The organism is Acinetobacter guillouiae CIP 63.46, from assembly GCF_000368145.1.
Classification (GTDB): Bacteria; Pseudomonadota; Gammaproteobacteria; order Pseudomonadales; family Moraxellaceae; genus Acinetobacter; species Acinetobacter guillouiae.
In genome coordinates this window covers 310,465-335,549 of record NZ_KB849286.1, presented here as the reverse complement: position 1 = coordinate 335,549, position 25,085 = coordinate 310,465, and the positions used below count along the sequence as shown (strand labels likewise).

General features: G+C 37.8%; 35 protein-coding genes. 31 read left to right on the top strand and 4 right to left on the bottom strand.

Annotation, left to right across the window (positions count from 1 at the left end; translation table 11 throughout):
• The first annotated feature begins 16 nt into the window (after positions 1 to 16).
• The 21 genes from F981_RS20105 (at position 17) to F981_RS20010 (ending at position 16,820) form a co-directional block, all read left to right on the top strand.
• On the top strand, positions 17 to 1,369 hold the full coding sequence (locus F981_RS20105) for a DUF4055 domain-containing protein (protein WP_004724998.1): 1,353 nt from the start codon (positions 17 to 19) through the stop codon (positions 1,367 to 1,369).
• Between the two features lie 3 nt (positions 1,370 to 1,372).
• Entirely contained in the window at positions 1,373 to 2,500 is a 1,128-nt protein-coding gene (locus tag F981_RS20100; RefSeq protein ID WP_004724997.1) for a minor capsid protein, read from the top strand.
• A 42-nt stretch (positions 2,501 to 2,542) separates the two neighbouring features.
• Entirely contained in the window at positions 2,543 to 2,824 is a 282-nt protein-coding gene (locus F981_RS20095) for a hypothetical protein (protein WP_004724996.1), read from the top strand.
• A gap of 97 nt (positions 2,825 to 2,921) precedes the next feature.
• Complete coding sequence (locus tag F981_RS20090) at positions 2,922 to 3,653, top strand: hypothetical protein (RefSeq protein ID WP_004724995.1); 732 nt, start codon at positions 2,922 to 2,924, stop codon at positions 3,651 to 3,653.
• A 3-nt stretch (positions 3,654 to 3,656) separates the two neighbouring features.
• On the top strand, positions 3,657 to 4,628 hold the full coding sequence (locus F981_RS20085; protein WP_004724994.1) for a major capsid protein: 972 nt from the start codon (positions 3,657 to 3,659) through the stop codon (positions 4,626 to 4,628).
• A gap of 41 nt (positions 4,629 to 4,669) precedes the next feature.
• The gene (locus tag F981_RS20080; RefSeq protein ID WP_004724993.1) at positions 4,670 to 5,080 is read left to right on the top strand and encodes a hypothetical protein; all 411 of its coding nucleotides are present in this window, start codon (positions 4,670 to 4,672) and stop codon (positions 5,078 to 5,080) included.
• Between the two features lie 7 nt (positions 5,081 to 5,087).
• A complete protein-coding gene (locus F981_RS20075; RefSeq protein WP_004724991.1) occupies positions 5,088 to 5,471 on the top strand; it encodes a hypothetical protein in 384 nt (127 codons plus the stop codon).
• Entirely contained in the window at positions 5,471 to 5,860 is a 390-nt protein-coding gene (locus F981_RS20070; RefSeq protein ID WP_004724989.1) for a hypothetical protein, read from the top strand. Before F981_RS20075 ends, F981_RS20070 begins: the two co-directional genes overlap by 1 nt.
• A complete protein-coding gene (locus F981_RS20065; protein WP_004724987.1) occupies positions 5,844 to 6,212 on the top strand; it encodes a hypothetical protein in 369 nt (122 codons plus the stop codon). Before F981_RS20070 ends, F981_RS20065 begins: the two co-directional genes overlap by 17 nt.
• A gap of 62 nt (positions 6,213 to 6,274) precedes the next feature.
• The gene (locus F981_RS23790) at positions 6,275 to 6,634 is read left to right on the top strand and encodes a hypothetical protein (protein WP_035372415.1); all 360 of its coding nucleotides are present in this window, start codon (positions 6,275 to 6,277) and stop codon (positions 6,632 to 6,634) included.
• A 209-nt stretch (positions 6,635 to 6,843) separates the two neighbouring features.
• Complete coding sequence (locus F981_RS20055) at positions 6,844 to 7,227, top strand: hypothetical protein (protein ID WP_004724982.1); 384 nt, start codon at positions 6,844 to 6,846, stop codon at positions 7,225 to 7,227.
• Positions 7,224 to 7,634 carry a hypothetical protein gene (locus tag F981_RS20050; RefSeq protein WP_004724981.1) on the top strand — a complete coding sequence of 137 codons (411 nt, stop codon included), beginning with the start codon at positions 7,224 to 7,226 and terminating at the stop codon, positions 7,632 to 7,634. Before F981_RS20055 ends, F981_RS20050 begins: the two co-directional genes overlap by 4 nt.
• A gap of 182 nt (positions 7,635 to 7,816) precedes the next feature.
• Positions 7,817 to 8,584 carry a KilA-N domain-containing protein gene (locus F981_RS20045; protein ID WP_004724980.1) on the top strand — a complete coding sequence of 256 codons (768 nt, stop codon included), beginning with the start codon at positions 7,817 to 7,819 and terminating at the stop codon, positions 8,582 to 8,584.
• Positions 8,581 to 8,943: a hypothetical protein gene (locus F981_RS20040; protein ID WP_004724979.1), complete on the top strand. Its 363-nt coding sequence runs from the start codon at positions 8,581 to 8,583 to the stop codon at positions 8,941 to 8,943. Before F981_RS20045 ends, F981_RS20040 begins: the two co-directional genes overlap by 4 nt.
• Before the next feature lie 64 nt (positions 8,944 to 9,007).
• Positions 9,008 to 9,922: a phage tail tube protein gene (locus F981_RS20035; protein ID WP_004724978.1), complete on the top strand. Its 915-nt coding sequence runs from the start codon at positions 9,008 to 9,010 to the stop codon at positions 9,920 to 9,922.
• Between the two features lie 2 nt (positions 9,923 to 9,924).
• Entirely contained in the window at positions 9,925 to 10,410 is a 486-nt protein-coding gene (locus F981_RS20030; RefSeq protein WP_004724976.1) for a hypothetical protein, read from the top strand.
• Positions 10,411 to 10,451: 41 nt separating this feature from the next.
• Positions 10,452 to 10,652: a hypothetical protein gene (locus F981_RS20025; protein ID WP_004724974.1), complete on the top strand. Its 201-nt coding sequence runs from the start codon at positions 10,452 to 10,454 to the stop codon at positions 10,650 to 10,652.
• Between the two features lie 318 nt (positions 10,653 to 10,970).
• Positions 10,971 to 11,129: a hypothetical protein gene (locus tag F981_RS24030; RefSeq protein ID WP_004724970.1), complete on the top strand. Its 159-nt coding sequence runs from the start codon at positions 10,971 to 10,973 to the stop codon at positions 11,127 to 11,129.
• A gap of 78 nt (positions 11,130 to 11,207) precedes the next feature.
• A complete protein-coding gene (locus F981_RS20020; protein ID WP_004724968.1) occupies positions 11,208 to 15,380 on the top strand; it encodes a tape measure protein in 4,173 nt (1,390 codons plus the stop codon).
• 66 nt (positions 15,381 to 15,446) lie between these two features.
• Positions 15,447 to 15,872 carry an Sbal_3080 family lipoprotein gene (locus F981_RS20015; protein WP_004724966.1) on the top strand — a complete coding sequence of 142 codons (426 nt, stop codon included), beginning with the start codon at positions 15,447 to 15,449 and terminating at the stop codon, positions 15,870 to 15,872.
• 117 nt (positions 15,873 to 15,989) lie between these two features.
• Entirely contained in the window at positions 15,990 to 16,820 is an 831-nt protein-coding gene (locus F981_RS20010; protein ID WP_004724964.1) for a hypothetical protein, read from the top strand.
• A gap of 84 nt (positions 16,821 to 16,904) precedes the next feature.
• On the opposite strand, the gene F981_RS20005 is transcribed toward F981_RS20010, so the two are convergent.
• The 4 genes from F981_RS20005 to F981_RS19985 form a co-directional block, all read right to left on the bottom strand.
• Positions 16,905 to 17,189, bottom strand: coding sequence for a hypothetical protein (locus F981_RS20005; protein WP_004724960.1), 285 nt, complete (start codon positions 17,187 to 17,189; stop codon positions 16,905 to 16,907).
• Between the two features lie 83 nt (positions 17,190 to 17,272).
• The gene (locus F981_RS20000; RefSeq protein WP_004724958.1) at positions 17,273 to 17,479 is read right to left on the bottom strand and encodes a hypothetical protein; all 207 of its coding nucleotides are present in this window, start codon (positions 17,477 to 17,479) and stop codon (positions 17,273 to 17,275) included.
• The gene (locus F981_RS19995) at positions 17,476 to 18,105 is read right to left on the bottom strand and encodes a phage antirepressor KilAC domain-containing protein (protein ID WP_228129047.1); all 630 of its coding nucleotides are present in this window, start codon (positions 18,103 to 18,105) and stop codon (positions 17,476 to 17,478) included. Before F981_RS19995 ends, F981_RS20000 begins: the two co-directional genes overlap by 4 nt.
• 573 nt (positions 18,106 to 18,678) lie before the next feature.
• Entirely contained in the window at positions 18,679 to 18,945 is a 267-nt protein-coding gene (locus tag F981_RS19985) for an Arc family DNA-binding protein (protein ID WP_004724947.1), read from the bottom strand.
• A 136-nt stretch (positions 18,946 to 19,081) separates the two neighbouring features.
• Between F981_RS19985 and F981_RS19980 the strand changes: the two genes are divergently transcribed.
• The 10 genes from F981_RS19980 to F981_RS19945 all read left to right on the top strand — a co-directional run.
• Positions 19,082 to 19,246 carry an Arc family DNA-binding protein gene (locus F981_RS19980; protein ID WP_004724945.1) on the top strand — a complete coding sequence of 55 codons (165 nt, stop codon included), beginning with the start codon at positions 19,082 to 19,084 and terminating at the stop codon, positions 19,244 to 19,246.
• Positions 19,243 to 19,995 (top strand): BRO-N domain-containing protein, encoded by a 753-nt coding sequence (locus F981_RS19975; RefSeq protein WP_004724943.1) that lies wholly within the window; start codon positions 19,243 to 19,245, stop codon positions 19,993 to 19,995. The genes F981_RS19980 and F981_RS19975 overlap by 4 nt, the downstream gene beginning before the upstream one ends.
• 83 nt (positions 19,996 to 20,078) lie before the next feature.
• Complete coding sequence (locus F981_RS19970; RefSeq protein ID WP_004724940.1) at positions 20,079 to 20,954, top strand: phage antirepressor N-terminal domain-containing protein; 876 nt, start codon at positions 20,079 to 20,081, stop codon at positions 20,952 to 20,954.
• Between the two features lie 110 nt (positions 20,955 to 21,064).
• The gene (locus F981_RS24025; RefSeq protein ID WP_004724938.1) at positions 21,065 to 21,241 is read left to right on the top strand and encodes a YdcA family protein; all 177 of its coding nucleotides are present in this window, start codon (positions 21,065 to 21,067) and stop codon (positions 21,239 to 21,241) included.
• Between the two features lie 3 nt (positions 21,242 to 21,244).
• Positions 21,245 to 21,562 (top strand): DUF4236 domain-containing protein, encoded by a 318-nt coding sequence (locus tag F981_RS19965; protein WP_004724935.1) that lies wholly within the window; start codon positions 21,245 to 21,247, stop codon positions 21,560 to 21,562.
• Positions 21,563 to 21,633: 71 nt separating this feature from the next.
• Complete coding sequence (locus F981_RS24355) at positions 21,634 to 21,765, top strand: hypothetical protein (protein WP_004724933.1); 132 nt, start codon at positions 21,634 to 21,636, stop codon at positions 21,763 to 21,765.
• 62 nt (positions 21,766 to 21,827) lie between these two features.
• Positions 21,828 to 22,313, top strand: coding sequence for a hypothetical protein (locus F981_RS19960; protein ID WP_004724931.1), 486 nt, complete (start codon positions 21,828 to 21,830; stop codon positions 22,311 to 22,313).
• Positions 22,306 to 22,791: a DUF1833 family protein gene (locus F981_RS19955; RefSeq protein WP_004724930.1), complete on the top strand. Its 486-nt coding sequence runs from the start codon at positions 22,306 to 22,308 to the stop codon at positions 22,789 to 22,791. Before F981_RS19960 ends, F981_RS19955 begins: the two co-directional genes overlap by 8 nt.
• On the top strand, positions 22,791 to 23,111 hold the full coding sequence (locus tag F981_RS19950; protein ID WP_004724927.1) for a hypothetical protein: 321 nt from the start codon (positions 22,791 to 22,793) through the stop codon (positions 23,109 to 23,111). Before F981_RS19955 ends, F981_RS19950 begins: the two co-directional genes overlap by 1 nt.
• The coding region (locus tag F981_RS19945) for a hypothetical protein (protein WP_004724925.1) at positions 23,108 to 25,085 on the top strand (1,978 nt) is incomplete at its 3' end. The genes F981_RS19950 and F981_RS19945, both read left to right, overlap by 4 nt.

Here is a 25,085-nt window from a genome sequence, read left to right as displayed (position 1 = left end):
TTTTATTGGTATTGATATGGCAGTTACAGATCAACATCCGCAATATGCAGCGGTCAAAACAAGTTGGCAACTGATGCAGGATTCAAGTTCTGTTGCTGGCGAACAAACAATTAAGAATGCAACAACAAAATATTTGCCTAAATCTGCTGGTCAAATTGAAGCAGAGAAGCAAAGTCCGCTAGGTAAAGAAATTTACGCTGGATATTTGCAACGTGCTCAATATCCATTATGGGTCCAAGATTCATTGCGAACTATGATTGGTTTAGTTTCTAAACTTACTCCTGAAATTCAAATCAAAAGCAATTTGATGAAGCATTTAGAAGAAAATGCAACAAATGATGGATTCGGATTAAAGCAGTTATTCATTCGAATAGTTGAGCAGATTATTGAATTTGGCCGTTGTGGGCTTTACATCGATGTAGATGGTGATGGAAAACCTTATTTTGCTCTGTATGACGCACTGTCTATCATCAACTGGAAGGAAAACAGTGTTGGTGGTCGAAAGGACACCACTTTGGTTGTTTTAGAAGAACAACATAATGTGGGCGAGGATAAATACAGTCATACAACCAAGACTGTACAGCGCTCATTAGAATTGAATGATGGTACTTTTGAAGTGTTCCTGCACGACGGTGGGAAAACTGAAGAAAAGACTCCGAAAATTGGAGATAAAAATCTAGGTTTTATTACTTTTGTATTTATCGGTGCAACGAATAATTCGCCAAATGTTGGATCAATTCCATTGTTATCCATGGCAAAGGCTGCGATCAAGTATTACCAGTTATCAGCGGATTATTTTCAATCACTGCATCATACGGCTCATCCTCAACCATGGATTAGTGGCTTGTCCGATGATGACGAAATCAGTGTTACTGGTGTAATGGCTGTTTGGGATTTACCTCAGGATGCTGAATGCGGATATTTGGAGATTCAAGGCGTAGGAATTGATAAAACCAAAGCTGAAATGGATTCTCAAAAGAATGCTGCATTAGAAGCTGGTGCAAAGGTTATTGACACCAATACTCAAGAATCAGGTGAAGCACGTCGAGCAAGACAAGATGATCAGCACGCAAGTTTACACAGTATTGTGACTTGTGCTGCTGAAGGTATTGAGCAGGCATTAAAATATGCAGCGCAATGGCTTGGGCTAAATCCTAATGATTATGTGTTCACGGTAAAAGCTGAATTCTCAAATCAATCTTATGATATCAATTTGGCTAGGCAACTTTATGAAGGCGCATTGGCGGGAAAAAATTCATTCTCAACTTACTGGGATTACATTGCTACTGGCAAACTTCCTGAAGGTGGGTACCAAGAAGAATTGCTTAAGGTTGAACAAGAAACTGAAGGCACATTAAATATGGGTTAGACCATGAATAACTCGATTCAAGAGCAAGCGTTTCTAAATGCATTTATACAGCATCAAACTTATTTGCACCGGGCATCGAGTCAAACTGTTAATGAGATGTGGCAGGTTTTTAGCAATCAAACTAATGAAATGGTTGTGAAACTTCGTGATTTGCTGGATGAATTAAGCGATCAAGAGAAAGTAGCCTTATCTGGTGCACAATACACAACACCAAAGCTCAAAGAAGTGCGCAGCCTTATTGATGAATGGTTCCTAAGCTTGAGTGTCGCACTGCCTGAAACTTTTGCAGTAACAGCAACGGCTTTTGCTGTTTACGAGTCTATGTGGTTATCCAAGGCACTAAACAATTCAATTAAAGAGCCTGATAGCAAAAAACTGTATACAAAGATCAGGCACAAACCTTTAACTGGTGGTGCTTTGGTAGATAGTTTGCTTGAGAATATTGCCACTATAGCGCGCCAAAAAGTTGAATATACGATTCGAGATGGAATTAATTCTGGTCAAACTAATTATGAAATCATTAAACGAATTCGAGGTTATGACAAAACGATTGATGGAAAGAAAGTTCATTTTGATGGTTTGATCGATCAATCGTTTAAAGATGTGGATCGGGTGGTTAGGACCGCGCGAAGTCATGTGTCAAATCAATCTTATTTGTCTACTTGGGATGCTTTGGGATTTGATTTCTACAAGTTCTTTAGTGTGCTTGATGGTAGAACTTCATTACTGTGCGCGTCTTTAGATCAAACAACATGGCAAAAGGGTGATCCAAATATCAGGCATCCACCATTGCATCCCCATTGTAGATCAACTTTGCTTGGCGTAGATGCCGATGGGAAGGTTGCTGGATTAAGACCATTTGTGGCAGATAATCGAGCGATTAAGGATATTCCTAAAGATCAGCGTGATGGCAAGATAGGTCAAGTTGATGCTAATACTTCATATAAAGATTGGTTTCCAAATCAGAGCAAAGAATATCAAATTGAATGGCTTGGTAAGACTCGATATGAATTATGGAAAACTGGAAAATATCCAATTCAGCGATTTATTGACCCTTTGACTGATCGGAAATATACGTTGAAGCAGTTGAAAGAAATGGATCAAAAGACTTTCGAAGAACTTTTTATTTAGTGTAGTATATTTTTCAAGAATTGGAAAATTTTTGGAGCTTATATGAAATTCTCATACATTAATAAGGATGAAAAGAATGTTTCTGGTGAATGCGAAACATTTCACAATATAAATCTTGGGCATGGTAGTTCGTTGAAGGCTGCCAATATTGAAACAGATGTAATGGAAGCTATACTTGATGAAATGAATTTTTATCAGAAAACTAAAGGTATTGATTTTATTCCTGCTTTAAGATTTGCTGTTGATAATGAGGGTAATGTCTTTAATGCTGATGATTTGCCTGATTTAACTCCACTTGGATCAAAGTGGAAAATTATAGATTAATTTTTTAAGCCTAAAAGCACCCATCTGGGTGCTTTTTTATTGCCTGCGCAAAGCTCAGGTTCACAAATCCGCAAGGCGGTTATTCGAGGAATAGACAATGTCAGATGACAATAAAGTTGATTTAAACAACCCTGAAATTCAAGAAGCAATCAAAAATGCCGTAGATGAACAGGTCAAAGGCTTGAAGGCAAAAAATGATGAACTTCTTGGTAAGAACAAAGACTTAAACACTGAACTTTCAGGCATTAAAAAGCAGTTGGAAGGGGTGGATTTAACAGCAGTTAAAGACCTTCTTTCAAAAGCCAATATGGATGAAGAATCAAAACTGATTGCCGAGGGCAAGATTGATGAAGTCATTCAAAAGCGTACAGAAAAAATGAAGCAGGACCATGACAAACAACTACAGGCTGAAACTGAGCGGGCAAATAAAGCGGAAGCATATGCAAACCAGTTTAAACAGTCAGTAGTGAAAGGTCAGATCGCTCAAGCGTTCAGTGGTGTTGGTGGTTTATCAGAAGCGACAGACGATGTTACGGCTTTAGCTTTATCACAATTTGCTTTAGATGAAAAAGGCAATGCTGTGATGATCGATGCCAATGGCGAAACAATCATTGGGAAAGATGGCACAACACCATTGAGCCCTAAAGAATGGGTCGAAAGTCTGCGTGAAACCAAGTCTTATTTCTTCCCTAAAGCACAAGGCTCTGGTGCACCAGGTTCAGGAACATCAACTAAAAAATGGTCTGACTATACAGAATCAGAACGAGCAGCAATTGCTCGTGAAAATCCAAACGCATTTCAACAGTTATTAAAAACTAAGGAAAACTAATTTATGCCAGCTACTCGTATTGCGGATATTTTTGTTGGGGATTACTACCAAACATTAGATCCAGTGAACTCACCTGAAAAAACGGCAGTTTATCAGTCAGGAATCGTTACTAAAAACCCAGCTTTGAGTGATATTGCAAATAATGGTCAAGGCACTTCAACGATTTCTTACTGGCAGGATCTTGATGCCAGTGAAGAAGCAAACGTCTCTACAGACGATCCAGATCAAAAAGGTAAAGTGGGTAAAGCGTCGCAAGGCAAGATGCAAGCGCGTACTCTTTATTTGAACAAACCTTATGGCGTGTCAGATTTAACGACTGAGCTTGCCAACAGCGAACCAATGCAACACATTCGCAACCGTTATGGGAAGTATTGGGAGCGTCAATGGCAGCGTTATTTGTTAGGTGCTGCACGTGGTGTGATTGCATCTAACCTTGCCAATAATTCAGGCGATATGGTTATTGATGCTGGCGCAGCGATGACCGCGACAGCAATGCAAGATGCAGCATTTACCGCTGGTGATGCTGCTGATCAGTTTGCTGCAATTGGCGTGCATTCTGTTGTAATGAAGCAGATGGTGCAAAAAGACCTGATCGAGTATGTGAAAGACTCTCAAGGCAACATCATCTTAACTACTTACCTTGGTAAGCCAATCTTTATGGATGATGGTCTTACTTATGGTACTAAACAGTATCTTTCAATGTTCTTTGGTACGGGTGCCTTCGGTTATGGTGAAGGTACACCAACAAATCCAGTCGAAGTACAGCGTGATGCCTTAGGTGGTAATGGTGGTGGTTCTGAAATCATCGTAGAGCGTAAGACTTACATCTTACAGCCTGCTGGGTTCTCATGGAAAGGTGAGGAAGATCCAAATAAAACTCCAACAATTGCTCAGTATGCAAATGCTGCGAATTGGGAGCGTGTATTTGATCGTAAACTTGTGCCTTTTGCTGCGGTAATCTCAGGTACACCTTAATAAACTTGGCGGCTTCGGTCGCCTTTGCTTAGGAGAATAAAGTGAAAGTTATTTATACAAATACAATTCCTGAAAATCAGCAACCAAATATTTGCTACCGAACTTCATTTCTAGGTGTTATCTCTGCCGCAACTTCAGTTGAAGTCGATGATGAATTCCCAAATGCTGAGGCAGTAAAACAAGCCTATGCGTTCTTAAATGCTCAGGCTCTATCAGTTCAAGTTAATGTAGGCATCACGCCTGAATTACAAGCAGTTGTTGATGAAGCAAAAGCCGAGTGTGAAAAGGTGGTTGCAGAACGTGATGAAGCTTTAGACCAGCTTAAAACATCAAAAGGGGAATTTATTGCATTCCAAAATGATATTGAAGCAATGAAAGCCCGAATCACCGAATTGGAAGCAAACGCCGATAAAACGGATGATGAAAAACCGAAAACAACCAAAGCAAAGTAGGTGAGTCATGAGTTTTGTCACTGAATCAGAAGTTGAGCAAGCGCTTGGGGATACTTGGACCAGCCAAAGTGAAAGTGACAAGGCTCAACTTCTTAAGAAAAGTCGAGCATATTTAATCGCTCGCAATGTTAAAGATTATGAAAATGTTGATGATGTGCCACAAGATTTAAAAGATGCATCTTTTGAAATCATTAAAGGCATCATTGATAAAAAACTCTATATCGATAAAGACCAAGATCTTAAATCCAAACGAGTCAAAGCTGACAGTGTTGAAAGTGAAAAGGTATACCAAGATGGCTCCAAATCAATAAATGCAACTGAGCAATACATTTGGGATTTGATTAAGCCTTATACCAAAAAGTCTCGAGTTCAAATGGTAGGGAAATTGTGATGAATAACAACTACGTTCCAGAATGGCATATTTCACCTTTTGATCATTCAAAATACACACTTGTTCGCAATCAAGATCAGTTCGATCTACTGTTTGACGATGTAACTGATACACAAGAATTTATGCATTTGGGTGCTGGTGCTCAGGTTGATTATTACGACAAAGGTAAGCATTGCATTGTTCAATTGGGCGATTGCAGCGAAAGAACACTGATTGAAGTTCATGGGCTTTTACTACATGAAGCGGTTCATATTTGGCAGCGAATCAGAAAGCTAATGGGTGAGAAAAAGCCAAGCACTGAGTTTGAGGCATATTCAATTCAGCGTATCGCTCAAGATTTGTTTGCTATGTTTGAGGAAAGCGAGAGTTTGAATGGGATTGAGAGATGAACTACAAGCCGACATTGGAGAGGCATTTGATACTGATTTAGCTGATGCAATTACCACTTTCACTTGCTCCAAAGAAATCCAATCAGGTGATTTCGACTTTGAAACACAGACTTATCCCGTAGTGACTGTTGAGCAATATTCAGGACGTGGTGTTTTTGGCTCATATAAGCGTGATTTGGTAAAGCCTATTGATTACCAAATTGAAGATGTAAAAGCTACTGTGCTTCAAAATGAAGTAACGGGTGTGCCTCAGATTGATGATGTTTGGGTGGCAGGTGGTCAATTCAAAATTTTGAATGTAGGTAAAGATCCAAGCGGAAGTATATGGGTTTGCCAGTTGAGGAAAGTTTAGTAATTAGACAGTCTTTTATTTATCTGATAATTTTAATGTAATTCAAAAATGGGCATTCAACTTTGAACAAAAAAATCTTCATTTATTTCATCGTCGGATTAGTGCTTTCCTTTCAAGCTAATGCAGAGGTAAATAATACCTGTAATTGGATATCTGAATTAGCACAAAAGGTAATGAATAATAGAGTCAATGGAGTTCCCAAAAGTAAAATGATGGAAGAAATCCAAAAGCTAAGACTTGCTAGCGAAAATAGCTCTGATGAAAACAAGAAAAGATACTTGGCTGATCAAAGTGGCTTAACTGCAATGTTTACATCTGAGGTTTATGATATTGATGTACCTGAAGATAAAAAACTCAAAAAGCAAGCCGTAAAAAATTATCATGATAGTGTTTTTAAAGAATGTATTGCTGCTAATGAATAATTTATACCCACTTAGGTGGGTTTTTTAATGGGTGAAATATGTGGAAAGTGATCGAAATACATGACTCGATTCATGTAATCCCTGAAAATGACAAAAAACCTCATGACCAAAATCCTGACTGTAAATGTGATCCTATCTATGAAGATGGTGTTTATATTCATAATTCATATGACGAACGGGAGCTTACTGAAAATCTTTCGAGGTGTTAAATGGGCTGGAACGGATTACGACCATCACAATTCACACTCCAAGTATTGCGTGATGGCTCAGAACTACAAAGAAAAATAACCGCTGCAATGCTTCAAGGTGTTGTGCTTAAAAGTCCAGTCGATACTGGGGCTTTCAGAGGAAATCATCGTGTTTCAATTGGCAGTGTCGATTACACCAAAGACTTTCAGAAAATAGATAAATCAGGTACCACTACCATTGCAGATGGAATGGCTAAAATATTGAGCGTTCAATTAGGGATGAGAGTCTTCATTAGTAATAATCTGCCGTATGCTATCCGATTGGAAAACGGACACTCAAAAGAACAAGCACCTTTAGGTATTTATTCAATCACTTTCCAGTCAGTTACGAGTAAATATAAATGATGACTTTATCAGAGGCTGAAACTGCGATTCATAAAGAGTTACTAAGGATTGCAGTAAAAGAAGATTTAATAGTTGAAATGCCTAACAAACCACAAATCAATGGAAAGCCTTTTCAAGCACCAACCAAAAAAGCATGGAGCAAGGCATATATTCAATATGCGCACAGCAATATTGTTGGAATTGGAAATGAACCATGTGTACGTGACTTTGGGGCTATTGCCATTCAATGTTTCGCCCCTAAAGGAACAGGTCTGGTGGTGTTGTCTACGCTTTGTGATAAATGGAGACGGTATTTACAATCATTTAGAGTGGACGGTCTGGAGGTTTATTTAGTCCATGCGCCACAAGATATGGATGATGACAATTTTTACGCTAAGATAGTGAGAGCTGAGTTTCGAGTTAATTAGCTTAATCACACAACAAACCGGAATTACTTTTAAACGAACCTGTCCTTAGTGGCAGGTTTTTTAATGCCTGAAATATGGCATCCAAGCCAACTAGGGTAGCTCCTGAAAGGAAGATGGTCGTTTCGACTACTCATTGCATCTTCTTGTTGGCTTTTTTCTTTATGAGTAGTCGGAGCATACCAATGAATGCAATTGTAAAAATTAAGTATGAAGATTATGACCAATCCTTTGATAACAATGGTTGGTTTAATGCAACAGAAGCAGCAAAACAATTCAAAAAGCGTTCGAATGATTGGATTAACCTTACTGAAACCAAATCATACATTCAAGCACTTTGTGAATACATGGGAATAAGTGAGCCAAAATCACTAATTAAAACTAAACGGGGTGGAAGTACCGTTACCAGCCAAAATGGTAACGCTCAAGGTACTTGGTTACATCCTAAATTGGCAGTCCCTTTTGCTCGTTGGCTTGATTCTCGTTTTGGGGTTTGGTGTGATCTGCAAATTGACAATCTAATTCGAACCAATCAAGCGCCACCTTCTGTACAAGATATGATTCGCCTGATGTTGTTGCCGACTGCAACTACATGGGAAAAACGTTTTCCTGATTCATATTACAAAGCCTTGGCAAAGATCACAGGAACAAAATTCAACAACCATATAGGTGGAAGTCCTGCAATTTTTGGGGACATCACAAATAAATGGATTTATCGAATCATCATGCCTAAAGAGGTTGTTACAGAACTTCGAGCAAATAAACGTGATGGTGAGAAAATGCATCAATGGCTTACAAATGGTGGTGAGCATATGCTTTCAAAGCAAATCAATGCAGTAGAAGTCATTGCAAACAGTTCCATTGATTACCAAGACTTTACAGCTCGGTGTTATCAAGCTTTCCCACAAGCGAAAGGTCAATTGAGATTAGTGATGCAGGAGTGCATGGCGTGAATGTGATTACGGGTAATGCCTATTTGATATTCGCATGTAGAAAAGCTTTTGAAAATGATGCTGAAGTGGATTTTTTAATTGACGATGAAAAATATGTGATTCATGCAGCATCCAAAGCTAATCTATTTGATCTGAATGAAAAGCAAACTGAATTAGAGGCAAAATTCCCAAAGAGTAAAGTGATTATTACTCATAGGCCATTATTCAATCTTATAGAAACTCTTGATCAGTTAGAGCAACTTGAATCTGCAATAGTTTCAGATGGCGGTCTAATTGATAGCAAACCTACAGGTCGAATAGTTGATGCATTCAACTGGGATCATAAGCACGATATTACAAAGCAATCTGGTCATTGTTGAGCAGACTTAAATCAATCCACCTCCTTAAAGGAGGTTTTTTTATGCCTAAATTAAGGAGAACTTAATGAGTTCTGGAGCTAAACAATTAACCCGAGTTGGTTTTGAAGCATCACCCGGTGTGATTGCAACCACTTGGAATACATTTGCATTTACCACAAATGGTTTAGATGCATCAGCACAAACTACAGAATCACAAACAATCAAAGATTCACGAATTGCAGCCGGCACTCTGGTAACTGGTGTTGAAGTTCAGGGAGATATTGAATCTGAATGGGCTTATGGCATTCAAGATACAATTTTGGAGTGTATTGCTTTTAATGCTTGGAATAGCAATGTTCTAGCCTTTGGTGGCACAACTCGAAAAACGCTTTCGATTATTCGTGGCTTTAGTGATATCGATAACTTCCAAGTTTTCACTGGTTGCCATATTAACCAATGGACTTTATCAATTCCTGATTGTGGTATTGTGACTTCTAAATTCGCAATTATAGGAATGAAGCGCACAGCTTATGAAGTTGCTCCGACTGGTACCATAACACCGGCAGTGGATGCAGTACCTTTAACTAGCCTATCCACTGGTGACATTCTTATTGATGGTGAAAAGAAACCAGGAATGTGCATCACTCAGATTGAGCTAACCATTGATAATACAATGCAAATTCAGAAGTGCTTGGACTATGAAAATAACATTGCCGCAATCTTAGAAACCATTATGAAAGGCAGTGGTAACTTTACAATTGCATGGTCCAAAAACACTGCTGAACTTTATGAAAAACAATTTTTAAATGAGCCGATCGGCCTTGAATATTCATTAAAAGATACTGCAGGTAATAAATACACACTCAAACTACCTAAGGTACAAGTATCTGCGCCTTTGCCAAGTGGTGGTGCTGGTGATGTATTAACTACTCAGTTTTCATTCACGGTCGCGGATGTTGCACCCACTCTTACACGTATTCCTGTAGTTGCGGGGCCTTAATCATGCTTATTGAAATTGAAGAACAGAAGTCCATTGAATACGTTCAAGAATGGTTTGATTTTAAAGATGGCGTGAAATTACTCATTGCGAGTATTGATAAGCCATCGTTTCAACGTTCACTTGAACTCAATGGGATTCAAGCCGAGCAAGAGCTTGCAGGCATTAAGGCAGTAACAGATGAAGGAGCAGTTAAGGCCAAATTAGGTTTTAACCGTGCTGTATCACATCTATTGTTAGGATGGGTTGGGCTAGTAGGTAAGGATAAGAAGCCGATCGAATACAGCGCACAAAATGCCGAACTGATTTGTACAAGCTCTAAGCAATCGCTTGAAATTATTGTCTTCATCATGGAAAAGGCTAAAGTGATCCATGACTCTAAGACTGAAGAGATTGTCGATGAAGTGGGAAAGTCCTCAAGCACTACGAACAAAGAAACATCAAATGGTGCGAAGAAAAAACAGCAGAAGTCTATCAAAAGCTCGGCATAAAGCCTCCTGAGCGCTTAGAACCAAGCTTCACAGCAGATCACATGATTAAAGCCTTTAATTTAATTTCAAAGGCTAGACGTTTTATTACTTTTCCTCAGGGTGGTGGGTTCTATGACTCACTGACTCTTGCCGATATTAAAAGCTATTTTGATGTGTACGGTTGTGACTTAGATCGAGGGCTTTTTGTAGAGTGTATTTTTGCGCTGGATGGGAAGTATTTGAGTGAAGTGAATAAAAAATGATGGTTCATTTGTAAAAAAGCTTAATACAAAACCAATCAAGTGATTTAGAAAAGCAAAAAGCCCATGATTCGCAGTCATTGGGCTTTTTTTGTTTCCATCTCAACCGACAAGAGCAGAGAGAAAATAAATCTATGTCAGAGAAGAATACCAAATTTTTAGTGAAGTTTCTAGGAGCAACTATGGAAGCTATGAACTTAAAACCCGAAAGTTTTGTAAAAATTTTTTGGAATATCGCATTTATTGTAGTGTTAATAATGGTTGTGAATTTTATTTTGAAAGCCTCAGCCCACTATATTGGCATGTAATTTGGAGACATAGATGGGTGCCAAGATAAGCATAACTGGTGAAATGAGTCAAAAAGCTGCTGATAAAGTAAAAACCATCAACTCTCTTGCAAATTTGATACTTAAATTAGGAATAGCTAGTTCGGTTCTAATAGTTTCATTTGCATATTTTTACTCTCAAGTTCTGAAATAAACCGATCTTTTAAATGGTCGGTTTTTTATTGTCCGCGATGCGCCCTTAGGCGCTTTTTTTACGCCTAAAGGAAATGCCATGGCTGAACAACGCAGCACACTCATTATTGAAATTAGCTCAGAACAAGCAGCACGTAATGCACGTGCTTTAGATCGAGAGCTACAAAGTATCGAACGCACTGGTAATTACGCAACTACTTCAATGAACTCTATGTCAGTGGCAGCACGTCAATTGGCAGGGTATTTGGCTGGGGTTGTGACTGTTGGTACTGCGATATCTAAGATGGATGATTGGACTAATCTTAACAACCGCTTGCGCCTAGTAACTACCAGTCAGAAAGCCTTAAATGTGGCAATGCAAGATACATTTGATATTGCTCAACGGTCTGGTGCGGCTTGGGGTGGTACTGCAACCATCTATCAAAAGATCCAATACAACAGCGAAAAATTGGGTTTAAGCCAAGAGAAAGTTGCCAAGATCACAGAGTCTATTTCCAAATCAATTAGTAACTCAGGTTCAAGTGCTCAAGCAGCCAGTGCAGCTTTATACCAATTAGGCCAGTCTTTCGATAAATCATCTTTAAATGGTGATGAGTTTGTTTCGATGAGTGAAAACGCTGGCTACTTAATGGAAGTGTTTGCAAAAGGCTTAGGTGTAACTCGTGCTGAATTGAAAGAAATGTCATCTCAAGGATTATTGACTACAGACAAGATGGTTCAAGCAATTGAAAAAATGTCAGGTTCAATTGAAGAAGATTTTGGAAAAACTAATTTCACTATCGGACAATCTTTCACACAGTTGTCTAATGCTGTGACTAAGTTTGTTGGAGAATCAGGGCAAGCAACAGGTGCTGCATCTGCAATTTCTGGTTCCCTCAGCTCACTTGCAGAAAACTTAAATACAGTAACAAACATAGCTATGATCGGTGGGGCTTATTGGGTTGGAACTTATATTCCAGCACTTTATACAAGCACAATGGCAGGCTATGGAAAAATTAAGCAACTTGTTGAACAAACTGTCATTCAATATGCTGCAGTACAAGCTGAAAAAGTAGCAGCAGCACAAGAGTTGGCTGGTGCAGAAGCTAAATTAGTAAATCTTCAAGCAACACGAGCTCAACTTGTAGAAGAGTTAAAACTTGAGTTGGCACGAAAGAAAAAGCAAATTTCAGATCAAGGTGCGATTAATTCTGAATTGAGAATGGGGTTATTGCGTCAACAGCAAGCAGCCATCAATGTAGAATTAACAGCTACTGAAAATGCTTTAGCAGCGGCTAGAACAAGATCCGCCGCGGCCGCAACAGCAACTTTGGGTATTGGTTCAAGAATATTGGGCGTGATGACTGGCCCTGTTGGTATTGGTATTTCAATTGCAGCAGTTGCTGCTGGATATTTATTGATGCGTGACAGCACAGCAGAAGCCAATAAGAAACTTGAAGAACAGACTGAAATTGCAAGTAGAACCAAACAAGAGTTACTGGCTTTACAAGGTGTTCAAAAGAAAGGAGCTAAAGCAGATCTTCAAGAAGCATTCAAAGGACAAAATAAAGAGTTAAAAGATCTAAACTATTTATTTAATGCTCACATCATTGAACTTCAAAATGCTTATAGAGGGAATCTTCAAATTGTTGAGATATCCAATAAAGTTCGACAAGGAATGATGAGCCAAGAGGATGCACTTAAAAAGCTGAATAAACTTGACTTTATTTCTCCTGATCAACTTAAACAACTGCAAAAAGATAATGATCTTTATCGTGAAAAGTTACCCGTAGTTCAAAGAGTACAAGAAGCTTTAAAAGTATTTGGAATTGAAGCTGAACTTGCAGGAAATAAAGCAACTAATGCCTCAAAAGGTGTTAATGATATTGCTAAAGAATCTATCAATACTGCTGCAAAAGTTAAGGATTTAAGTGCTGAGATTCAGAAGTTTATCAATGATTCTTTGAGTAGTATTTCTAGCAACAGTGAAATTTTAGCACTAAGAGCCAAAGGTATAACAAAAGAATATGCTGAGGCATATGTGAAGCTTAAAGAGTCACAAGGTTTACTTGGTAAAGGTCAGCCTGTTGATATGGGCACATTTGCTTTCATGGTCAAAGATTTGGCTATTAAACAGCAAATTCAAGACCTAGATGATAAGCAGACTAAATCCGAAAAAGATCGAACCAAAGAGCTTGAGAAGCAACTTAAAGTCTTACAGGTCAACGAAAAAGTTAAGTCTAATGCTGCTAAATACAATTTTGGCGGATTAGAAAGTAAGTATGGATTGCCAAGCGGAATGCTTTCAGCAATCAATATGATTGAATCTCGTGGCAATGCAAACGCCTATAACAAATCATCTGGTGCTGCTGGTGGTTTCCAGATGTTATCTGGTACAGCAACGCAATATGGTGTTAAAGACCGTTATAACTTAGCGCAGTCAGCAGAAGGCGCAGCAAAGTATCTTCAATATCTTTTGAAACTATTCAATGGGAATATTGAGAAGGCAGTTCGTGCCTATCATGCAGGTGAGGGAAATGTCCAAAAGGGTAAAAACCTTGGAAAATATAATAATCAATACATCAAAGATTATTATGGTTATATGGGGGGCATTAGTGGCTTTACAGGTGAATCAAAGGACTATGAATCTCTCTTAAATGATCAGGTAAAACTTCTTGAAAAATCGCAAGAAGAAGCCGAAAAAATCCGTAAAGATTTTATGTCAAAAGGTCTCCAAGAGGAGCAAGAATATAGAGATCAACTCAAGAAGATTCGTGAAAATTCGGCTTTATCTGGTGATGAAAAGAAAACCTATGAAGCTCAGTTAACTACTCGATTTGAGGCGCAAAAGAGACTTAATAATCTTCAACAAGATTATGAGCTAAATGGCTACAAATATACCGAGGATCAAAAGCTAATTTATCAGCGTGATTCAGCTAAGGAGCAATTAGATGCTGAGGGTAAATATAGTGATGAAGTGAAAGCTAAACGTAAGAAAGCTTTTGATTCAGAATACAATTACAGAAAAAAGATATTAAAGCATGATCAAGATTCTGTACTTTTATCTGCTCAAGAAAGCTTATTAAGTAGTCAGGATTATGCAAGACGTAAACTGGACCTTGAAATAGCATCAATTGATCATGGATTTTCTTATAGCAAAGAGGTATCTGAACAGTTAAAGTTGTTTAAGATCAAGGCTTTTCAGATGGCATTGGATAAAGAATATTCTGAAACCAAGAAAAAGTTTGAAGAGTTAAAAAGGGGGTTAGGGTTACCAACTCTACCGAATAATGGTTTGCCATTAGGAGGAAACAACCCTAGTAAACTAGCAGACCTTTCAACCATTAAAGAGTCAGAAAATAACTCCAGATCAAACTCTTACGCTCGACAAGAAGAAGCTATTTCCAAACTAGACGAGCTTAGACAGGAGGGCTTACTAGCATCCGAGAAAGATTATCAAGATAGATTAAATAAAATTGTTGAGGATGGTTTAAACGAAAGGAATAAAATCTCACAAGATGCAAATTCCGTTCGATCAGCTATCGATATAAAATATGCAACTGAGCAGGCAGATCTATGGATTAAGCAAGGTACTAGCTCAACAACCTCTATGGTAGATATGCTTAAGGCAGCTGGAGATGAGCAGTATGGGGTCTATAAAACATTATTCGCTACACAACAAGCATTTGCAATCGCACAGGCAACTATGAATGGTTGGGTGGCATATTCACAAGCTTTTGCAGACCCTACAGCAATGACTCCAATGCAAAAAATAGCAGGTGCAACATCTATAATGGCAGCACTTATTCCAGCAATTTCATCTATTGCAGCTTTGAATACTCAGTTTTATTCAGGTGGTTATACAGGTTCTGGAGGAAAGTTTGATCCAGCGGGCATTGTTCACAAAGGTGAGGTAGTCTTTTCGCAAGAAGATATTGCTCGCTGGGGTGGAGTTGCAAATGTTGAGGCTATGCGTCTTGGGGGTAAGGGTGGTTATTCTGATGGGGGTGTGGTTGGAGGCTACAGCTCGAATTTTGATAAAAGCCAGATCAACCTTGCCCTAAAGAACCCAAGCACATCATCAAGCCATCCGAACATTGTTATCAACAATAACGCACAAACGAACGTAAGTGCTCGACAGGGTTCAGATGGTAGAATATATGTAACTATTAATGAGGTTGAGGATTGGTTTAATAGATCAATGCAAAATCCAAATAGTAAACCACGCAAGTCCATGCAGCAAAATACCACTGCACAACCAAGAAGAAGATAAGCTGCCTAGGTGGCTTTTTTTATCTTTAATTGATATTTTGAATTCACTTTAAGGAGTGAATAAAAAATGAAAAAAGTTTTTACAATTGTTTTGATTTTAGGTTTGGCAGGATGTAGTGCAAATCCTGTTAAGCCAGTTGGGAGTGAATATAAACAAGGTTTAAAGCAAATTTGCATTGAGAGAAATCACAAAGTAACTATTCCTAGTTTTGAAAATGACTTAACAAGAGCATTTTCTGAAAGAAATATAAAGACTATATATTTTGATGGCAATATTCCAATCTCTTGTGAAAATAAGCTGAACTATTCAGCTTTAAGATCATGGGATATGGGGGTTTATATTTCTAAGATAAATCTAGATCTTTATGATTCCAATGGTAAAAGCATTGGTCAGGTTGACTGGGAGCAAAACCCATTAGCATTAAATAAGTGGAAAGATACAGGGAAAGTAGCTAGAGCTGTAGATATGCTGCTTGGAGAGTATGCAAAATAAATTTTAGCAAACAAAACCCACTCGGTGAGTGGTTTTTTTATCCGCAATGCGCCCTTATTTCCAATTACAAAGAATTGAATTATTTGTTATTTTATGAGTATTTAAGAAGAGTTTGAGATGAAAAAAATATTATTAGCTGGTGTTTTAGGATTAGCAGCTTTTGCTAACGCAGGATTTGAAACCCCAGAAGAGAGCAAGGAGAAGAGAAATACTGAGCAAGTTAAAACTAATCAGGAATACATCTCTAAACTTGTGGGGAAAAAGGCTTGGTATAGTTCAAAAGATTGCTTTCCGTCTACAAGTATTTACGCAAATAAAGATAATATGTCATATGGCGCAGCTACATTTTCCACAGATAACAAATTTGTACCTATAGAATTTATTGAAGGTGAAGCATTAGTCGAGGGTATCAATAATGATGTGGTAATTTTTAAATTAAAGATTGATGATAAGGATTTGGGTTATGTTAAGACCTCTGGATACAATAAAATACAAATTAAAGATGGTAGATATGAGTGTTTTCAAGCGAATAATCCCCAAGATAAAGATCAAATTACAACAAAAACTGAATATACTGCAAGTTTGAGAGATTGGGATATTTATTGTAAGAAGGACAAGATTGATAATAAGAAAGTCTGCTCAATGTGGCGTGACGGCCTTAATGTAATGATGATCAATGGTAGATATGTTATTGGAGTGGGAAAAGGCGACAGTTATCCTGGTTCTAAGAGTGCTATAAAGATTGACGATAATATTGCATATTATGGCAGGGAGCGAATGATTGACCTTAATTCCACAAATTCAATTATCCAACAACTTAAAAAAGGACAAACAGCTCATATAAGATATCGTGAATGGCCATATGATTATGATAAAAGTGATGACGTGGACTTGAGTGGCTTCACAAAAAAACTTGCAGAAATGACTGATAGGTATAACAAACTTTAATTCTACAAATCCGCTAAAATTTAAAGCATCCCAAGGTGCATTTTGTTGTTAATTAAAACCCTCCGAAGAGGGTTTTTATTTAAATCAATGGAAATAAAGCCTATCTTCTTTGGTGATATGTGATTCCATTCTTTCAACCTGAAAAGACCAATCTACACAGACATCCATACCAGTTTCAGCTAATTGCTTAACCTGTGATGCAGCATGTGGTGAATTTTGCTCAAGTAAAGTTTTAATGATTGAAAAGAGGTTCGCCATTTCATCGAATTTACTTGCAGCTGCTTTTAGATCGGCTTGCATATTGTCTTTCCTGAACAGTTTAGGGCTTGGGTCTTGTGGTTCTGGTTCGAGTGGTGCTATAGTGTGCATAGTTGTTAGTCCTTTGGGACACAGAGAAACCTTGTTTAGATTGGTAGTCGGACAAGGTTTTTTTGTGTCTGAAATTTGATTGATCATAACCATTCGCCACGCTCTATGACGAATTTGGTGCATTCAGGATTTGATTCAGATAAAGCCTTAACTTGTATTAAAACCTCATCTAACGAGTTGCTTTGGTAAATGGTATTACCCTTGCAAACAAACTCTCGTGTTAAATTTTCTTGGTTTATGCCAGTGCATACATAACCAAGTAGGCGATAACGTTGAGTTGGTATAGTCATGCTGCTTTCTCCTTTAATTGAGCTTCTTGCCATTTTTTTAATTCAATGGTTAGTTGAGTCATGCCGAGAGATGTAACACGAGTTTGAACTGTATTATGTTGTTCACCCGAGCGACCTTGAAAAGTTCGATAGACAGCAATTAGGTATTTCTTATCTATTTTATCTTGATATGGATTTAATTCGCCTGAGCGTCTAAAGCACCATTTATTATTTTCCAACCATGGATTTAAAAACTTTTTAGGTTGAACACCAAGTAATTTTGCAGCTTGATCAAGTGTTACAGTGCCTTCGGCATTTGCAATGGCATCTAAAGCGTTTGCTTTTGGCTCTAAAATCTCAACTTTTTGTGTGAGTTCAATATTTTGCTTTGCTTGGGTTTCGATAGCTTGTAGCAAGTGATGTGGATTAGAGATATCAAAAATTGGTTGAGCAACTTGCACCTCAAGCTCTTGCCAACGATCTACCAAACGAGCCGTGAACTCTGGGCAAAGTTGAGCGACCACGATGATACTGTCACGTTTACCTTGCTCGCCTAGAAACTCATAAGCATTTGTAAATCTATTTGGGCTAGTTGATTGTTTATTCTCAACTTTCACCATTGGAGGAAGTTCAATGGATATAACCATGGAATATTTAGCAAAAAATAGCTATGGAGCAGATGTAGTTGGTAATGAAAGGGTTGAGTTTGAGCAACAAAGTGATGGACGATATTCACCTAAACGATAATCCAAAAATAATCTAATCAACGGCAATCCTAAAACTAGATACTTGGCGTATTTCAAAGCCTGTTTATGGGTGAGCATATTTGAACATCAAACCAAAAATCTCAATCTAACGATTGGTAAACCAAACCGCCGAAAGGCGGTTTTGTTCTTTTGCATAAAATAATGCTTGACGGTATTAAATATTAATACTAAATTTAAATTTCATAATTATCTCGTTTTTGAGTAAAAGCCCTACTGATTGTAAGTGAAGTGAGTTTTTTTGTTGACTGGTGTATTTTTCAATCAACAGAAGAGAAGCATGATGAAAAACTTATCATGTGTTCAAACTCAATCATTCATCATGCATGAAATTGTGAGTTTACACAAAAAGACCTTAGAGATTGGTTTAAAGCTCGATTGTGTGTTATCCCAAGCCGAAATTGTCGAAAAGAAGTTTGAGATGAGATTTAAGCCACCTCTGCAAATAAGCCCACCTTAATCAGTGGGCTTATTTGTTTCTAATTCTTCAACTCTCTGCATAAGCTTTTCAATTAACAATACAGCTCTTTCCATACGATCATTACTTTGTTCAAGAGTTTCCATAATGTCGCTTGAAATAGTTACTTCATTACTGAAGCTTGACTCCAAACGTTCAACAATTTCCGCTGTAATAGATTGCTTGTTTTCAGCGGCTGCCAGATCAATGCGATCTTTCAAATCAACAGGGATTCTGAAATTCACCTGCGTGTAATCTTTTGCCATTAAAAAAGCCTATATCGAATTAATCAGTCTTTACTGGGTTTTCACATAATATATAGCAAAAGTGCTTTACACAATAAATCAATACTGCTATAAAGTAAAAATGCTATATAGCATAATTGCTTTATTGGAGTCTAAAATGGCAAGAAACGATACACAAGTTAATATTCGAATGCCTCATGAATTAGTGAGCGAATTAAAAGTTGAAGCGGTGAAGCACAGGCGTTCAATGACTGCTCAATTGAATGAGATAGTCCAAGAATGGATTGGAAAACAAAAGCATAAGGGGGAGGGCACAGTATGAGCAATCTATCTGTTTTTAACTTCAATCAAAATGAAATCCGCACAATTATCAAAGAAGATGGTGAAATCTGGTTCGTTGCTTCAGATGTAGCTAAAGTACTTGAATATAGTGAAACATCTGCAATGACACGACACCTTGATAATGAAGAAAGGGGGCTGTCAATTGTACAGACCCTTGGTGGAAGTCAAGAAGTCATTACTATTAACGAGTCGGGTTTGTACTCAGCAACACTTAAAAGTCGAAAACCCGAAGCTAAGTCTTTTAAAAAATGGATCACTTCAGTAGTTCTACCAAGCATTCGTAAAAATGGTGGCTATATTGCTGGTCAAGAGAATGACGATCCTGAGTTAATAATAGCTAAAGCTTTGCAAGTTGCTAACAATGTGATTATTCGAAAGACTCAAGAATTACAGCAAGCGCTAACTGAACGTGATCATGCAATCGAAACAAAAGCTCATATCAGTGACAAGAAAACTGCTACTGCTATGGCCACTGCATCTGCTAAAAGTCGACAAGCAGAAGCACTTAAAGAACAGTTAGGTGAATCCAAAAACTACGCATCAATTAAAGCTGTAGAAATTAAGACTGGTGGAAAATATGGCTGGCACAAATTGAAAAAATGGTGTGAAGCTAAGGGTAAGAAAATTAAAGATATTGCTGATCCAAATTTTGGAACTGTAAAGATTTACCCGAGGGAAGCATGGGAAGCAGTTTACGGGGTGAAACTCAACTCTATTTTTCAGGCATAACATGAACAATATTTCAGACAACAAAAAAGCCCGTGACTTTGGCGAGCAGGGCTTGATTGATTGTCAACATTTAGGAATTAAATATGACTTCAAATAATCTACCACAAGTTGTTAAATTCAACAACCAAGATGTACCAGTGTTCTTTCATGAAAATAAGCCTTATGTAGCAATGAAGTCGATTTGTGAAAATATAGGGCTTGATTGGGAAGCTCAACGGCAAAGGATTAAGCGTAATCATGCACTTAGCCAAGGTGCCTGTATGATAAAGGCACCTTCAAAAGGTGGTGAACAAGAAGTTTTAACCCTCCCTATTGGTTATTTAAATGGCTGGCTTTTTGGAATAGATGTAAACCGTGTCAAACCTGAAATTAAAGACACACTCATTAAATACCAACTTGAATGCTATGATGTTTTGTATAAGCACTTCATGTCTAAAGTTGCTGAAATACACCCTAATACAATCACGGCAGAACAACAGCAAGCAATCAAAGACGCTGTGCTTCGTAAAGCGCAAAGAGATAAGCGAACTTATCAATCTATTTATCATGAGTTCTACAATGTATTTGATATTCCACGTTATCAAGAATTGCCATTAAGTCGATTTGATGAGGCGTTAAAGTGGCTGGGAGATGGCTGGTATCAGCACAAAGCACCAACGCAAAATGTAAGCAATGAACCATATGAATTGGTTCGTAAATTAACTGAAGCAATTCTTGCTCAGAATGGCGCTATGAACAATGTTTGGAAAGCGTTAGAGTTAGTAGCTCCAAATGATTTCATTTATTTTCATCAGTACATCATGGAATCCAATGTATTAGCTCGAAAGGTTAGTATTGGATTCGATTTCAAAACCAAGTGTGGCACACCATTGGTTGATCAATATTGTAGGACAATTAATTTATCATCAGGTCATCGAATAGGCGTGAATCCTAAATGGTTTAATGCGCCAGCGTGGTAATTTAACAAACCTCCCTCGGGAGGTTTTTTACTACTATTTAGTCTAATTAATGTTCACACCATCTTTACCATTTGTTACATTAGTAGCACTTTATAATAATTGGTATCGATATGAAAAAGATCGCATTGGGGTTGGTTTTAGCATTAGGTTTTGCTTCATTCTCTGATGCTGGGCGAGGTCGTCAACCTTGTTCGGGTAGTAAGGGTGGGGTAAAGCATTGTCAGGCAGGTAAATTTGTTTGCAATGATGGTTCAATTAGTGGATCTAAGAAAATTTGCGGAAAATAAGCAATGGGATTTAATTTTAGAAAAAGCATTAAAATTATGCCTGGTGTTCGTGTGAATCTCACCAAAAAGGGAGTTTCAAGCGTATCTGTTGGGAAAAACGGTGCAAGAGTTAATGTGGGTAAAAAGGGCACAAGAACTACAGTTGGATTGCCAGGAACAGGGTTATCCTATTCGTCTTATTCACCTAGAAATAAACAAAGTAAGGTGAAGACACCACTTTCATCAAATCAAGACTCTAGAGATGCTGGATCATTTAAGGGAGTGTTTAAATTCTTATTAATTTTAGCTGTCATCGTATTCTTTCTTTACTTGATTTTTTAATGCTAGAGCCTTTTAGAAAGCACCGTAGGGTGCTTTTTTAACGATTGCGATATTGCTTAAGAAGATGCTTTATGTCTGCTGTTAGTGCTTCAGCTTCTTGTATCGGAATTATTTTAGCAATGGCTATATTAATGTTTTTACAAAAGCCAATTGGTCATGAAAGTGCTGATGGCTCTAAGATTAATGAAGAGGAATCAACTTAGTATTTCTAAGTCCTATTATTACCAAACCCACTCACCTGAGTGGGTTTTTTATTGGAGAAACCATGCCAAATGTCTTATTAAGATGCGTCACGCAAAGTGGTTATTCTGTTGGATTCAAGAGTGGTGTTATTTCTCAAGAACTTGATGGTGGCGCACCGCGTTATCGACGAGTATTTAAGAGTGCATACCACACTGTAAGTGTCCGATGGGTTGTAAAAGAAGCAGGGTTTCAATATCTAAATGCTTTACATAATGTTTGGTGTGAAAACCCAAATGAGTTTTTTTATGCACCACTCAAAGTGAATGGACCTGAATATAAGAACTATGAAGCGTATTTTGTTGAGGACTCTTTTCAATTAAATAGTGTGGATGGTCTTATTTTTACATGTTCAGCTCAACTTCGAGTAAAGCCGATTGTAGACATTGAAGTGGATCGGCTTTTGGTTGAAGTGGGTAGTGATAATGTTGATCTATCTGAATTGCCAGACCCACTTGAAAAACTTGTAAATGATGATATGCCTAAAGCATTAAGGAGTATTCATGTCTGATTATGTGTCTTTCTTCTTAAATGCTGGTGGTGGTGTAAAACAGCTTGAGTGCATTGAGATCAGCCATCCAAGTTTTTCAAAAGTTTATCGCTATGTAAGAAATAATGATGAGGGTATTACAGCTGGTAATCAGAATTATGATTATAAGCCTATGTCGATCAAGCGAAATAATGTCACCAATGATTTAGATCAAACGTTATCTATTACGCTTGCTGATATGGATGATGAGCTGATGGATGAAGTTAAAAAGATTCATTCAAGCTCGTTTCCTAAAATCAAACCTGAGTGTTCTTTTAAAATTTATCGTGATGATGATTTAACAGAACCGATGATCTCTATGCCTGCTTTAGAGATTCCAAGTGTGTCGAAAGATACATCAGGATTAGCGACTTTTGATGCTCAAGCACCGCAACTCAACAGTGTGAGAACAGGTCGTATTTACACGATTGAAGAATTTCCATTGCTTCGGAGAGCCTAATGACTATAGATAACTTATTGGATCGAGTGTGGACCTCTAAATACACATGCAATGAATTTGCTTGCGAGGCTTGGAAGCAAATCACTGGCGAAGATTTAACACAGCGATTAAATGACTTTCTAAATGGTAATGCTGGCTTTGATGTTCTTGAGGAACCCATCTCACCCTGCATTGTCTTTTTCTTAAATGGTAAAGAATCCCCAACACATGTTGGGGTTTTTTTTGAAGATAAATTACTGCATCTTTCGAAACGTGGCGCTCAATATGTACCACTAGAAATTATCAAGATGGGTTTTAGACAGACGAGATATTACACATGAAAAAAACAGTCATTATTTGTCCAGATCCATATGATAAAAATACTTGGTCCACGGAACAGGTAGATGATGTCTGTGCATATTTGGCTCAGCAATTTACAGTATTTCCTGAAAATACTTATATATATCACAACTATGTTGCTGAAAGTAATGATGTTACGCCAAAGAGCAAAGCCGATATTGAGCATTTACAAGGGCTTGAGGGTACTTTTTATGTTGTGATAAAGCCGAGTTGGTTGCAGTATATTTACTATGCTGTTGTAGCAATCATGGCTGCTTTTAGTGTTTATTCAATACTCACGATGCCAAAGCCTGATCAACAAAAAATTGGATCTTCAAATAATGAATTGGCAAATCGTACAAACAAGATGCGGATCAATTCGCGTGTACCTGATATTTACGGCACTTTGCGCGCTTATCCTGACTTGATCGCAGTCACTTACACATACTACGAGAACAACATTGAAGTTGAAGAATGTTTGATGGTTTTAGGCCGTGGTTATTATCAAATCAAGGACTGTCGTGATGGTGAAACAGATGTAAATGGTATTGATGGAATTAGTGTGAGTGCTTATGATCCTGGTGTGAGTATTATAGGTAGTAATACCATTTACAAAGTTGGTAATGCTTTTACATCACTTCCTCTTGATGTTGCTAAATCATCTTCGATCAATGGTCAAAGCCTTGTACAGCCAAATGATGTGATTATTGAAAGTCAAAGTATTTATTTCACGACTGGTGGTGTGATTCGAACTACTGACAACACTTTAGATTTTAGAGACAAGTTTAAAGTTGAAGATGGTATTGCAATATCAGGGGCACAATTTGGGGTGGAAAATATTGTGCTATCTGGCTTATGCACTGTCACCAGTGATTTTAAAATTATTGTTGAATCTGCCTTAGATATTAACTCAGTTGAGAAGTTTAAAGGACTATTGGTAAATGGGGCGAATGTTGCAATTACTGAAATTGATGAAGTAACAGAGGAAAGCACAACCAAATATTATGATTTGTCTGGACAGTATCAAGTCGATTCAATAGTCAAAACCACTTCGGGATCTAATTTTAGTTATGCCATATCTTTGCATTCAGCAAAACAAGTGAACTACAACTGGAATTTCATCACTGAAAATTATGATATCTCAGCTGGTTTAACCTTAAATGATAATGATGAAAGTGTTGATCTAGATGCTAACTACTCAGTCAGTGCTGTAGATGAGCATAGTATTAGTTTAGCGAATGCGACCACAATTAATGATGATTGGGCAAAGATACCTACATTATTTAATGGTAGTACTGCTGGATTAAACAACTCCGAAATCTATTTAGAAATTGTTGCGAATAAATGGGTGGGGTGGTTTGAGCTATACCATGAATCAGCCACACAATTGCAATTCAATATCTACTTTCCACAAGGGCTGTATAACGTCAACAAAGACGGTAAAACCACTTTTAATGATGTTTTGATTTCTATTCAGTACCAATCCATTGATGATTTGGGTAATCCTCAAGGCCCAATACGGTACATGGATTTTCGCATTGAAGAAAAAAATCGAGATTCATTTGGTCGAACATTGAGAGTAGATTTGCCTGTTAGTGGCAATCAACGGTTTAGACTAGCAAAGACTTGGGCTGGCACAGGAGCCAATCCAATCACTGAGTGTAAAGTCAAAGATGTTTATTTAACTTCACAGTATGACAAAACTAGTTATGACGGAGTTACAGTATTTAGACTTAAGACTACAGCAACAAATGGCGCACTTTCAGTTAAAGAGCGAAACTTTAATACGCTTATCACTCGAAAGCTACCTATTGATGGCACTGGACTTTTGCAACCAACCAATGATGCAGGGCAGGCGCTTATTAACATGGCACTTGATCAGTACATTGGACGCCGATCTTCCTTAGATGTTGATATAGATAAGATCAAAACAGAAATTCAGGCAGTTAAAACATATTTTAATTCAACTGATGCAA